This is a genomic window from Streptococcus sp. FSL E2-3494, assembly GCF_038007085.1.
Taxonomy (GTDB): domain Bacteria; phylum Bacillota; class Bacilli; order Lactobacillales; family Streptococcaceae; genus Streptococcus; species Streptococcus thermophilus.
Genome location: NZ_JBBOWN010000001.1, coordinates 1106892 through 1119460 on the forward strand (window position 1 = coordinate 1106892; position 12569 = coordinate 1119460).

At 39.3% G+C, this 12569-nt stretch carries 8 protein-coding genes and 2 pseudogenes; 8 read left to right on the top strand and 2 right to left on the bottom strand.

Annotation, left to right across the window (positions count from 1 at the left end):
• Positions 1 to 16 precede the first annotated feature (16 nt).
• The 3 genes and pseudogenes from NST05_RS05790 (at position 17) to NST05_RS05800 (ending at position 3061) form a co-directional block, all read left to right on the top strand.
• On the top strand, positions 17 to 1594 hold the full coding sequence (locus NST05_RS05790) for an ABC1 kinase family protein (protein ID WP_111679602.1): 1578 nt from the start codon (positions 17 to 19) through the stop codon (positions 1592 to 1594).
• A gap of 3 nt (positions 1595 to 1597) precedes the next feature.
• A pseudogene (locus tag NST05_RS05795) lies at positions 1598 to 2213 on the top strand (SGNH/GDSL hydrolase family protein).
• The gene (locus tag NST05_RS05800; RefSeq protein WP_014608321.1) at positions 2210 to 3061 is read left to right on the top strand and encodes a patatin-like phospholipase family protein; all 852 of its coding nucleotides are present in this window, start codon (positions 2210 to 2212) and stop codon (positions 3059 to 3061) included. Before NST05_RS05795 ends, NST05_RS05800 begins: the two are co-directional and overlap by 4 nt.
• Before the next feature lie 39 nt (positions 3062 to 3100).
• Here the strand turns inward: NST05_RS05800 and NST05_RS05805 are convergent.
• Positions 3101 to 4422 (bottom strand): annotated as a pseudogene (locus tag NST05_RS05805) (D-alanyl-D-alanine carboxypeptidase family protein).
• A gap of 250 nt (positions 4423 to 4672) precedes the next feature.
• On the bottom strand, positions 4673 to 5869 hold the full coding sequence (locus NST05_RS05810) for a cation diffusion facilitator family transporter (protein WP_014621600.1): 1197 nt from the start codon (positions 5867 to 5869) through the stop codon (positions 4673 to 4675).
• 214 nt (positions 5870 to 6083) lie between these two features.
• Here NST05_RS05810 and NST05_RS05815 point away from each other — a divergent pair, with 214 nt between their 5' ends.
• The 5 genes from NST05_RS05815 to NST05_RS05835 all read left to right on the top strand — a co-directional run bounded on the left by NST05_RS05815 (position 6084) and on the right by NST05_RS05835 (position 12526).
• Complete coding sequence (locus NST05_RS05815; protein ID WP_014621599.1) at positions 6084 to 6737, top strand: uracil-DNA glycosylase; 654 nt, start codon at positions 6084 to 6086, stop codon at positions 6735 to 6737.
• Positions 6738 to 6756: 19 nt separating this feature from the next.
• On the top strand, positions 6757 to 8025 hold the full coding sequence (locus tag NST05_RS05820; RefSeq protein ID WP_071417441.1) for a dihydroorotase: 1269 nt from the start codon (positions 6757 to 6759) through the stop codon (positions 8023 to 8025).
• 75 nt (positions 8026 to 8100) lie between these two features.
• The gene (locus tag NST05_RS05825) at positions 8101 to 10044 is read left to right on the top strand and encodes a DUF2207 domain-containing protein (protein ID WP_340742988.1); all 1944 of its coding nucleotides are present in this window, start codon (positions 8101 to 8103) and stop codon (positions 10042 to 10044) included.
• A 487-nt stretch (positions 10045 to 10531) separates the two neighbouring features.
• Positions 10532 to 11503 (top strand): thiamine pyrophosphate-dependent dehydrogenase E1 component subunit alpha, encoded by a 972-nt coding sequence (locus NST05_RS05830; protein WP_023909664.1) that lies wholly within the window; start codon positions 10532 to 10534, stop codon positions 11501 to 11503.
• Positions 11504 to 11527: 24 nt separating this feature from the next.
• Positions 11528 to 12526, top strand: a complete 999-nt coding sequence (locus NST05_RS05835; RefSeq protein ID WP_002950819.1) for an alpha-ketoacid dehydrogenase subunit beta — start codon at positions 11528 to 11530, stop codon at positions 12524 to 12526.
• Positions 12527 to 12569 lie beyond the last annotated feature (43 nt).

Below are 12569 nucleotides of genomic sequence, written 5' to 3' on the forward strand. Positions count from 1 at the left end.
ATGTAAGGGGACTAAAATGGCAAGTAAACGATTGAGACATGTGTTGAAGGTTTTCTCGTCAGTTGGTCTCCTTTCTTATCGTGAAAAACACCTTCCTCAAGACCAACAAACAACACCTGTCAAGCTCCGTCAAGCTTTCGAGCAATTGGGACCAAGTTTTGTTAAAATTGGGCAAATTCTATCGACACGCTCGGATCTTTTGTCAGAGGCCTATATCCGAGAATTATCAAAACTCCAAAGTAGTGTTCCTCCATTGAATAAAGAGGAGGTCATGACTGCCATTAGGCAAGAATTGCCAACTGATCTTTCTGAGGTTTTCGTCGATTTTTCTAAAGAGCCTCTGGCCTCTGGGTCTGTCGCTCAGACCCATCGAGCAAGGTTGTTGTCTGGTCAGGAAGTGATTATAAAAATTCAGAGACCAGGTATTGATGATATCGTAAACGAAGATATCCAGCTTCTTATTAAGCTTGCACGGCATATACCCAAGCATTTTATCTCCATGGTCGATGTTCAAGAGGTCTTGGAAAATCTGCGTGAAACCCTAATCAAGGAACTTGATTTCAGGAATGAAGCAGAGGCCATGAAACGTTTTAGGGCTAACAATAAGAGAGTGGTTTGTCTGGGTGTTCCAGAGGTTTATGATGAATTCACGACACCTCATCTCATAGTCGAAGAGTACATCAATGGGATTCCGCTTAATCATTATAGTCAACTGCTTGAAGCTGGTTATGACTTGGAAGATGTAGGCAAGAAGCTTATGCTGTCGTTTATCAAGCAAGTCTTCAAAGATGGTTATTTTCATGGCGATCCTCATCCTGGAAATCTGTTGGTACGCGATGGCAAGATTTATTTCATTGATTTTGGAATTATGGGTGAGTTGGAAGTGGGGATGCGTTCGTCCTTAAATGATATCCTATATAGTTTTACCGCACAAGATGTTGACGGCATGACCAAGGCAATCCTATCAATCACACAGTTTGATAATGGTCTAAATAGTGCAGTTCTAAGTCAGGATGTGGAGCAGATGCTGGGCCGTTATTCTGGTGTAGACATAGGAAGTTTGTCGATGACAGATTTGCTTGAAGATTTGCTGACTGTTTTCCAGAAGAATCATCTTAAAGCCCCTTCTCAAATCACTATTTTGGAGAAGGCTTCGCTTCAAATTGAAGGTATTTTTCGAGAATTTGCACCAAATATTGATCTTATGACCCTGGCCAAGGATTACTTCCTAGAGAATATGGGGCCGGATATGCTTAAGCAGGCCTTAAATAAAGAGACTATCTTGATTGAGCTCTTTTACCTGCTTCGCAATGGGAAAAATATTCCACACCATCTTCATCAGCTTTTGGAGCTGATTTTAAACGGACGAATCGTGCTTAACCATGATTTTATTAACTTTTCAGGTAGGGTTAAAGTCTTTGAGAAAGTTTTAAATAACATGGTTTTAGCCTTGCTGACATTAGCATTTCTTCTGTCTGGTGCTCTTTTGTCCAATAAATCAGATTTTCAAAATCTTGCTTGGCTTTTTCTTGGACTTGGAACTGTCCTAGCTTTAGTTACTGTAGGTCGTATAATATTTAAGAAAAAAGGATAAGGTATGATTGAAACAACTAGGCCTGAGCTTGTGGCCTATCAAAAAGAGCGTTTAGCTAAATTTGTAAGTGAAAATCAAAAGTTAGACAAGGGCCAAATTGTTTTTGCAGGGGACTCCATCACGGAGTTTTTTGCATTGAAAAAGTACTTAGGTCGAGAATTTCCTTTGGTTAACCGCGGAGTTGCAGGAATAGACTCGGTTTGGCTTTAGAACACCTTAAAGAGCAAATTTTAGATTTGGAACCCAGTAAATTGGTTATCTTGATTGGAATTAATGACATTGGACGAGGTTACCCCATTCAAGATGTTGTTAATCGTATTTCCGATATTATCATGACAATTCGACAAGAATCTCTATATATAGAAATCTATTTGCTAAGTATCTTTCCTGTCAGTGAAAGATTGGAACATGCCTCGAATGTTAAAATTCGAAACAATGCTACTGTAGGTGAACTTAATCAACATAAGTCCTACCTGGTGTGACTTATGTTGATTTGTTTGATTACCTTACAGATGCTCAAGGACAGTTAAATGCCAACTACACAACTGATGGTTTGCACTTGAATCCACAAGCTTATCAGGTCATAGCAGAACCAATTATAAAGGAGATTTTAGAATGAAGGTAGGCTTAGTCCTCGAAGGCGGTGGTATGCGTGGCTTATACACAGCTGGAGTTTTAGACGCTTTTTTAGAAGCAGGGATTAAGGTGGATGGTGTTGTTTCGGTATCTGCTGGAGCGCTTTTCGGTGTCAATTATCTGTCTAACCAACCCAAAAGAGCTCTTCGCTATAACAAGCGATTCATGGGAGACCGTCGTTACATGAGTTTTTGGTCATGGTTGACAACCGGTAACTTCGTTAATAAGGAGTTCTCCTATTATAAGGTTCCTATGGAGTTAGATGTTTTTGATCAGGACGCTTTTGCTGAGTCGGGTGTTCCCTTCTATGTGGTCGCTACAGATATTAAGACGGGAAAACCAGACTATATTAAGATTGATCATGTCTTTGAGCAGATGGAAGCCCTTCGTGCCAGTTCTGCACTACCTCTGGTTTCTGAAATAGTCGAGTACAAGGGCAAACGCTACATGGATGGTGGTCTGGCTGATAGTCTTCCTATTGATTTCATGGAAAATATGGAATTTGACAAACTTATTGTAGTTTTGACACGTCCTAAGGGTTATCGAAAACATCCTTCTAAAACTAGCAAGCGCATCTACAAACTCTTTTACCGCAAGTATCCTGAATTTGTTGAGGTTGCTTCAAATCGACATATTCACTACAATAAGAGCATTGAGAAGATTGAGACCTTGGAAAAATCTGGAAAAGTCTATGCCATTCGTCCAGAGCATGCGCTTGAAGTTGGTAGATTGGAAAAGGACCCAGAAAAGTTCGAAGCCATTTATCAAGAAGGATTGAAACAAATGCGTAATGATATGACCAATCTCAAAATATTTCTTGGAGATAACTAAAAACGTGCTTTTCTGAGCACGTTTTTCTTAGTTATTCATTTATCGTGCTTGACGACGTTCGTTGAATTTTTGATGTCGCTTTTTTTCATTGTTGAAAATCAGGTAGATAACGTAAATTGGTAACAGGAGGAAGCAGAACAAAGCAAAATTTTTCATAGATGTTTTATGATTACTTGTCTGTTTATTCTTTTGATCAAAAGAATAAAGGAAGAAGCCAGCTTTAGTATCTTTGACTGAGGTTGGTTTGATATTAGGCGATACTGTTTTCAGGCCGTTATCAATGACAATTTGGTCATCTTTTGCAGAGATTTTTGGTTCTTGGCCTTTTTTGACTGTGGCGTAGACATCATTTTCGACATTATATTTTTTACCAGCGATCTCTTGTTCACCTTTGCTAAGGACTTTCTTGTAAGAGAAATCTTTATACATTTTCTCAACCAGAGCATTACCAAAGGTATGGCGGATTTCTTCAACAGTTTGATCTGACCAGTCCCCTGACCCCATGATAATAGCAATCATTCGCTGATTGCCATGCTTGATGGTATCAATATAGTTGAAAGCACCTTCTGGGCTAGACCCTGTCTTCGAGCCATCTACCCCCTTGAGACCATAATCAGCACCAGGAATTGAATAGTTGTAGGTTTCAAAAGTTTCTTCGTAAGGTGTTCCCTCTTTAACAGCTACAACAGGTTTGCTAGTGTATTTAAGAATATAAGGATACTTTTTGATAAAGTTATATGTCATGATGACCAAATCACGCGCAGTCGTTTGATTGCTCTGATTGTTATCATAACGCCTCAGGTGCAGCTGTAGTAACCTTTGAAGGCTACCGCAGCTGCACCTGAGGCGTTAAACCATTTGGTATTGGTCATACTTAATTCTTTGGACTTTTCATTCATCATGTCTAGCCATTTATCAGGATCATTATTGGTCAAGTAGTTGGCTAGCATCACAGTTATAATGTTAGAGGATGGCACCGACGTCATGGTAATGAGCTCAGAAACTGTTTAGTCAACACCAGCAACAATCTTGTTATTGGAGATTTCATAAATATCGGCAATAGCTTGGTCTGTAGGAGTAGCTGTAATAACAGTTTCTTCTGAAATTTCTCCTTTGGACATGGTTTCGAAGACCAAATACAGCGTCATATCCTTAGACATAGAGGCTGGGTCACGAAATTTCATCAGCATTCTCCTCCCAGAGAACATCTCCGGTGGTTCCATCAATTAACAGAGTAGATTTAGGACGATAGGCCTCTGTTGCTTCAGTATAACCAGCAGCGCGTGTAATATCCATTAATTCATCTGCACTAGACAAAGTAGGGCTAGGGCTAGACAAGCTGATAAAAGGATGGAAACAATTTTCTTTTTTAATAATGCGTCTCCTTTATTTTATATGGGTTCTGTCATAGGCGGAACCCAGTTATATACTTAATAGAAATTGCGTATCAATCAAAATTAAAAAACAAATTTAATAGTGATAAATACCTCCATTATACCGTATAAAATACTTAGTTTTCGAAATATTTTATATTTTAATACATTTTTTAGAATCTATAGTGGTTTAAAAATCACATACTTTTGATAACAAAAAAACAAGCTGATTTGCTCGTTACTCTTTATCTTTTATAGCTGTAACTTGATGGTAAATCATAAACCATGTCTCATTTCGGCGCCAGATGCTGGTATGGAAATTTCCTCCCAGTTCGTAACTAATTAATTTAGTTTTTTGACTGATGGATGTCATCTTAAACTTGTCAAAGTTATTGAGAAGCGGTTGATGATTAGCAATGACGTCTTCCCGGTTCTGATGATGGCCGTTTTCATCAATCAAAAAGAAATCGGGTGCTAAGAGGTTTTCGTAGCCTGGAATCTTTGATAAGATAATCTTTTCATTCCGAATGAGTTTGCGAAGGACGTTCCCATAAATTTCGTCTTCAGGAATTGCAGCAGGCTCTACATGGACATCAGTATCATAGACAGAAAAACGCTCACTGAGGATTTCTTCAATTTGTTCCGTAATGGCGTGGCTCTCGTAGACGGAGAGGTCAGGGTTCATTTCAACCACAATATCAAGGTAGATATTACTACCATAGGAACGTCCACGTTGCTTTTTAACTTTGGTAACTTTAGGAATATTCAGAATGGCTTTTTCATAGGCCTTAAGATTTCTCTCATCAAAGCCATCTGACAAGCTGAAGGTTGCTTCCATGAAGATATCATAGGCTGTCTTTAGGATGAAGAAGGTGATGATAATAGCAGTAATATAGTCTATGATGGTAAGGTTGAAGGATGCTGCGACGATGGCAATTGAAGTTCCAATAGAGGTCACGGCATCTGATAGGTTGTCCTTAGCAGCTGCGATAAGGGCACTGGATTTTAGTTTTTTTGCTAACCCTTTGTTATAGAAATAGACTGCACACATGACAATAGCAGAGAGGACTCCGACGGCAGCACCAAGAGGATCGACGACAGTTTCTTCTCTTAAAAAAATCTTTCGGACTGTTTGAATTAGGACTTGGAAGCCTACTACAAACATGATAAAGGAAGTAACTAAGCTTGATAAATCTTCAATCTTCCAATGTCCAAACCTATGATCTGAATCAGCTGGCTGACTAGCCAGCTGTAATCCAATGAGTAGGGCGACATTCCCCAAAATATCAGATAAGTTGTTAAAACCATCGGCAATCAATGAGCTGGAGTTTAAAAAATGTCCAGCAATAAGTTTGGCAATGGTAAGAAGTAAGTAGGCTGCAATACTAACGATGGGACCTCGTCTGGCTACCCTTAAATTTTCATACGTCGTCATAGATTTACCTTTTTGTTTAAATATAATAATTTATTATAGCACAAAAGAATAGTTACTTAAAGCCTGTAATACCTTGATTGTTAATATGAATCGTCTTTCTTAAAATGAAAATATTGAAGAAACAGCTATCACATACTATTTTTCAGTATTTTCCGAATATTATCTACAAAATGTGGTATAATTTAGTGTGTATAACAGTCTAAAAGAGGTTTTTATGGAACATTCGACATGGCACAGGCTTCTAAAAGAGGAATTGCCTAACCATTATTTTTCAAAGATAAATCAGTTTATGGACAAGGTCTATGAAGAGGGAACAATTTATCCCCCACGAGACAAGGTATTTAATGCTTTGTTAGAGACTCCTTTTGAAAAAGTCCGGGTGGTTATCCTTGGACAGGACCCTTACCATGGTCCTAATCAGGCTCAGGGTTTGTCATTTTCAGTACCTGAGACGATTCCAGCTCCACCTTCTTTGGTTAATATTCTCAAAGAATTGGGGGAGGATCTTGGTCCTAGAAGTCATCATGATTTAACAACTTGGGCCGAGCAAGGAGTGCTATTACTTAATGCCTGTCTGACTGTTCCAGCTGGTCGAGCCAATGGTCATGCTGGTCAGATTTGGGAACCTTTTACAGATGCTGTGATTAAGGTTCTCAATCAAAAGGATACTCCGGTTGTCTTTATACTTTGGGGCGGCTATGCTCGTAAGAAGAAATCACTAGTAACCAATCCTAAGCATGCCATTATTGAGAGTGCTCATCCTAGCCCTTTATCGGCCTATCGCGGTTTTTTTGGCAGCAAGCCTTTTTCAAAAGCCAATGCCTACCTCGTATCTCAAGGACAACCCCCAATTGATTGGTTGAAGTAAAATAGAAAGTTGGAAGATTATGTTACTGATTAAAAATGGTCGTGTTGTTGACCCTAAATCTGGTTTGGACACGCAAGCCGATGTTCTTGTGGACGGAAAAAAAGTCGTTAAAATTGCTGAAAATATCGATGCGGGAGATGCCCAAGTTATCGATGCGACTGGTCTTGTGGTTGCTCCTGGTTTGGTGGATATCCATGTTCACTTCCGTGAGCCAGGTCAAACCCATAAGGAAGACATTCATACGGGTGCCTTGGCAGCGGCTGCAGGTGGTTTTACAACAGTTGTGATGATGGCTAATACGAATCCAACGATTTCAGACAAGGAAACTTTGAAAGAGGTCTTGACTTCAGCAGCTAAGGAAAATATCCATGTTAAGTCTGTTGCGACTATTACAAAGAACTTTGATGGTGAAAATATTACTGATTTCAAGGGTTTGCTTGAAGCAGGTGCTGTTGGATTCTCAGATGACGGTATTCCATTGACCAATGCTGGGATTGTCAAAAAAGCCATGGAGTTAGCTAAAGAGAATAATACCTTTATCAGTCTTCACGAGGAGGATCCTGATCTTAATGGTGTTCTCGGTTTCAATGAAAATATTGCTAAAAAAGAATTTCATATTTGTGGGGCAACTGGCGTAGCTGAGTACAGCATGATTGCGCGTGATGTCATGGTTGCTTATGATACACAAGCACATGTTCATATTCAACACTTGTCAAAAGCTGAATCTGTAAAAGTCGTTGAGTTTGCTCAAAAACTTGGAGCACAAGTCACTGCTGAAGTGGCGCCGCAGCACTTCTCAAAAACTGAAGACCTCTTACTCTCAAAAGGCGCTAATGCCAAGATGAACCCACCACTTCGTTTGGAATCAGACCGTCAAGCCGTTATCGAAGGTTTGAAATCTGGAGTAATCTCAGTCATTGCTACGGACCACGCGCCACACCACGCAGATGAAAAGAATGTGGCTGATGTGACTAAAGCACCATCAGGGATGACTGGTCTGGAAACCTCTCTATCTCTTGGTTTAACTTATTTAGTTGAAGCAGGACATTTAAGTTTGACAGAATTATTGAAATTAATGACAAGCAACCCATCTGATCTTTATGGGTTCGATGCCGGTTATTTGGCTGAAAATGGACCAGCAGATCTTGTTATCTTTGCAGATAAGGAAAAACGTCAGGTTACAGCAGACTTTAAGTCTAAAGCAGCCAATTCACCATTTGTAGGCGAAGAGCTTACGGGCAGTGTTAAATACACTATCTGTGACGGTGAGATTGTTTATCAAGCCTAAATAGTGGATTAGAACAGGGCACTTCGAGACACTTGGTGTTGCAGCTGCTTTTTTAGTCCTTGAAGGAGCAAAATGATGAAAAAGATACTTAAAGGCCTCGTTAAATATGTTGCTTTTACTGTTTTGTTAGCCTGTTTTCTGCCATTGTCTTTGCAACACGTTCAAGCTGATGAGGATGAGGTAGAGTATAGTCTGCCTTCCTATGTTGGTCACCTTTCAATTCATGATGATGGTAATGCGACGTTTACTCAGGAAGTGACTTATGATTTTGATAGTGATTATAAAGGTCAGTATGTAACCTTGGGGAAAATTGGTGGTTATTCTATCATGGATGACCCAAAGGTTTCAGCAACCGTAAATGGGAAAGAAAAAACAGATATTACAGTTGAAAAAACAGACTCTTATGATGGTATTAAACTCAAAGTTTATAATTCAGGTTCAGATGGTGATAGGGTCGTTCTCAAAGTTACTTGGCAAATCCAACAGTTGTTGAATCTATATTCAGATATTGCAGTTTTAAATTGGTTTCCTATCTCTGATTGGGACAAAGGATTTGGACAGGTTGATTTCACAGTTGATGGTCTAGATGCAAGTCAAGGAGAGCTTTACGCTCACGCTGGTTATTTTGGAAAAGACCCACATGTTAAACGTACTGCTACAGGTTATCAGGTTCATGTAGACAATTTACCAGCATCAGGTAAATTGGAATTACATGCCTACTGGCCGATGACTAATACTTTGCGAGAAAATAATCAGGCTTATTTATTAAATAAAACGAATGAGGCAGACTTTCTTAAAAAAGAAAGAAATATCAAGGAATCTAAAGAAAAGTTTCGACATCTATTTTATGTCATCTTGCCACTTGTGATCTTAAGCTTTGTTCTTGTGGGTATTTTCTGTTACCTCATTGTTCTTTATAGTACTAGGACGCCTTCCTTCCCTCGAGATGCACGTCTTTATGAAGCCCCTCAAGATTTAGCACCTTTGGTCCTAGCCAAGAATGTTTATAATCAGTCTTTCGATAAAACAGGACTAAAAGAAGAAACAGGTCCTTTGAAGTTCAAACATATGGTTCAAGCAACCATGCTTGATTTGATTGATAGAGGTTATCTCACCTTTAGGCGAGAAGGTGATAGTAATATTCTTACACGTATTGAAAAGGAAGGCCTCTCTTCATTTGAAGGATCTTTCTTGGATATGTTGTTTGATGGTCGCATGGAAATTAGAGATAGTGAAATGTTCTCGCGCTATTATCTTGATAAAGATGCTCTGGATAAACAATTCAAGAGTGCTAGAACAAGCTATGAGCGTGAAGCTATTTGTTCTCAAGGAAAACGTGTCAAATATCAATTTACTAATGACGGCTATCAGGTAGCAAAAGGTGTATCAAAAGAGGAATTTGCGCTAGGACTTCCTAAAATTTATAGAGATTTTAGTGCGAAAGAAAAGACATTTAACATATTGGGAGTAGCAGCTTTGGTACTTTCAATGATGCTTTGTAGTCTTTCAATCTTGTTCTTATTTGCTGCCTTTGGATCAGGTCTTGGTTTTTACTATATTCTCGGACTTCTACCTATAGCAGGACTTACCGTTTTATTCTGGTTCTTGGTGAAAAGACGTCGTCAGAGATGTCTTGATGCAACTCAAATTTCAACGTATTACCAGTGGCATAGCTTTAAAAATATGATTAAGAGTATTCCTAGTTTTAAAAAATCCGAACTAGAATCTGTTATCCTTTGGAATCGTATCTTGGTTTATGCGACACTCTATGGACAGGCGAAAAAAGTTAGTGATGTCCTAAAACGTTACAACATCCACCTCAGTAATCCATCTCTAGATGAGTTTACTTATTCTGCGATACCATTTATTATGCTGAATAATGTTAATTATCTAGAATCATATGTTTCTGCCTCAGATACCGTAAGTAGCTTTTCTATCAATTCAAATAGTGGTAGTGGCGGCTTTGGAGGTGGTGGCTTCTCTGGTGGTGGCGGAGGAGGCGGAGGCGGTGCCTTTTAAGACCTGAAAAACAATTACTTAAGTCTTGCCATTAAAGAAAAGGTATATGGGATAAAGAATGCCTCTAGAATGGTATGTCTAAGATTCTTGTGAGAACTAGCTGTTACTAGAAACACAAGAGCAATGAAGCCAGATTTTGGGAATGGGATTCGCAAGAAACTGAAAGCTATAATGCCTAAACCTGTTAAGATGAGAATTCAATATCTCGTCAGCCTTTTCCTAGTTACCTTGAAGATAACAAATTGAAGTATAGGTGCTATTCATGCTGTAAGCCCATGAATCATGGCATCACTCAATATAATAAATACCCTATTTGAGTTTGAGTAAAATCTATCCAATTATAGCATAACGCTTTGAAAAAGAGCATACGAATTGCCTATAAGTGATAAGGATGTAAGGCTTTTCATTTTTTAAGCATATTTCTTGCTCATTAAGTTTTTTTAACCTATCCTATACGTATATAAAAAATTCGATAGAGGAGATCGATATGGTAAAACTTTCTAAAGAGACACATCTTGAGATGTTCACTAAAATGGAACGTATCCGTGAATTCGATTCACGTATTAATAAATTAGTTCGTCGTGGTTTTGTTCAAGGAATGACTCACTTTTCAGTAGGTGAGGAAGCCGCTAACGTTGGAGCTGTCCAACACTTAAGTTATGACGATATCTTCTTTTCAAATCACCGTGGTCATGGACAATCTATTGCTCAGGACATGGATTTGAATAAAATGATGGCAGAGCTTGCTGGTAAGGCAACAGGAGTTTCTAAGGGGCGTGGTGGTTCTATGCACTTGGCTGACTTTGAAAAAGGTAACTATGGTACTAACGGTATCGTTGGTGGTGGTTACGCTCTTGCTGTAGGTGCAGCCCTTACTCAACAGTACAAAGAAACTGGAAATATCGTTGTTGCCTTTTCAGGTGATGGCGCTACTAATGAAGGTTCATTCCATGAGTCAGTCAATATGGCAGCTACTTGGAAATTACCTGTTATCTTCTTCATTATTAATAACCGTTATGGTATCTCAATGGATATTCGTAGAGCTACCAACACTCCTCACTTGTATACACGTGCAGAAGCCTATGGTATTCCTGGATTCTACTGCGAAGATGGTAACGATGTAATGGCTGTATATGATACAATGGGTAAGGCTGTTGACCATGTTCGTGGTGGAAATGGTCCTGCTATTGTTGAAGTTAAATCATACCGTTGGTTTGGTCACTCTACGGCCGATGCGGGTGTTTACCGTACTAAGGAAGAAGTTGACGAGTGGAAGAACAACAACGACCCAATTATTAGATACCGCGACTATCTTGTTTCTGAAAATATCGCAAGTGTGGAAGAGTTAGATGCTATCCAAAGCCAAGTTAAGGCACAGGTTGATGCGGCTTATGAGTTCGCCCAAAATAGCCCAGATCCAGAACTTTCAGTTGCCTTTGAAGATGTATGGGTAGACTAAAGAGAAAGGATGAGTAATACAAGTATGAGTGAAACAAAATTGATGGCCTTGCGTGAGGCAGTAAACCTTGCTATGAGCGAGGAAATGCGTAAAGATCCCGACATCTTCCTTATGGGTGAAGATGTCGGGATCTATGGTGGTGACTTCGGTACATCAGTTGGTATGTTGGCGGAATTTGGTGAAAAACGTGTTAAAGATACACCAATTTCAGAAGCAGCAATTGCTGGTGCAGCCGTGGGTGCTGCTATTACAGGTCTTCGTCCAATCGTTGATTTGACTTTCATGGACTTCATCACTATTGCCCTTGATGCTATCGTTAATAATGGTGCTAAAAACAACTACATGTTTGGTGGTGGTTTAAAGACTCCTGTAACTTTCCGTGTAGCTTCTGGTTCAGGTATCGGATCTGCAGCGCAACACTCACAATCTCTTGAGTCATGGTTGACTCATATTCCAGGGATCAAAGTTGTTGCTCCTGGTAATGCAAACGATGCTAAAGGTCTTTTGAAATCTTCTATTCAGGACAATAACATTGTTATCTTCATGGAACCAAAAGCTCTTTATGGCAAAAAAGAAGAAGTTACACAAGATCCTGATTTCTATATTCCACTTGGAAAAGGTGAAATCAAACGCGAAGGAACTGACCTTACTATTGTCACGTATGGTCGTATGTTGGAACGTGTTCTTAAGGCGGCTGAAGAAGTAGCTGAACAAGGTATTAATGTTGAGGTAGTTGATCCTCGTACTCTCGTTCCACTTGATAAAGAATTGATTTTTGAATCAGTTAAGAAGACTGGAAAACTTATGTTGGTCAATGACGCTTATAAAACAGGTGGCTTCATCGGTGAGATTGCTGCTATGGTTACTGAAAGTGAAGCATTTGATTACCTTGACCACCCAATTGTACGTTTGGCAAGTGAAGATGTGCCTGTACCTTATGCGCGTGTCTTGGAACAAGCGGTTCTTCCAGATGTTGAAAAGATTAAGGCTGCTATTATCAAGATGGCTAATAAAGGAAACTAACTATCTAGCGACGGTTAAGTGATATTTCTCGTTAGTAAAATAT

What these genes read in the sequence shown, in the direction of transcription:
- NST05_RS05815 (WP_014621599.1), top strand. Translation starts at nt 6,084, where the DNA reads ATGGAACATTCGACATGGCACAGGCTTCTAAAAGAGGAATTGCCTAAC.
- NST05_RS05790 (WP_111679602.1), top strand. Translation starts at nt 17, where the DNA reads ATGGCAAGTAAACGATTGAGACATGTGTTGAAGGTTTTCTCGTCAGTT.
- NST05_RS05810 (WP_014621600.1), bottom strand. Translation starts at nt 5,869, where the DNA reads ATGACGACGTATGAAAATTTAAGGGTAGCCAGACGAGGTCCCATCGTT.
- NST05_RS05830 (WP_023909664.1), top strand. Translation starts at nt 10,532, where the DNA reads ATGGTAAAACTTTCTAAAGAGACACATCTTGAGATGTTCACTAAAATG.
- NST05_RS05835 (WP_002950819.1), top strand. Translation starts at nt 11,528, where the DNA reads ATGAGTGAAACAAAATTGATGGCCTTGCGTGAGGCAGTAAACCTTGCT.
- NST05_RS05820 (WP_071417441.1), top strand. Translation starts at nt 6,757, where the DNA reads ATGTTACTGATTAAAAATGGTCGTGTTGTTGACCCTAAATCTGGTTTG.
- NST05_RS05825 (WP_340742988.1), top strand. Translation starts at nt 8,101, where the DNA reads ATGAAAAAGATACTTAAAGGCCTCGTTAAATATGTTGCTTTTACTGTT.
- NST05_RS05800 (WP_014608321.1), top strand. Translation starts at nt 2,210, where the DNA reads ATGAAGGTAGGCTTAGTCCTCGAAGGCGGTGGTATGCGTGGCTTATAC.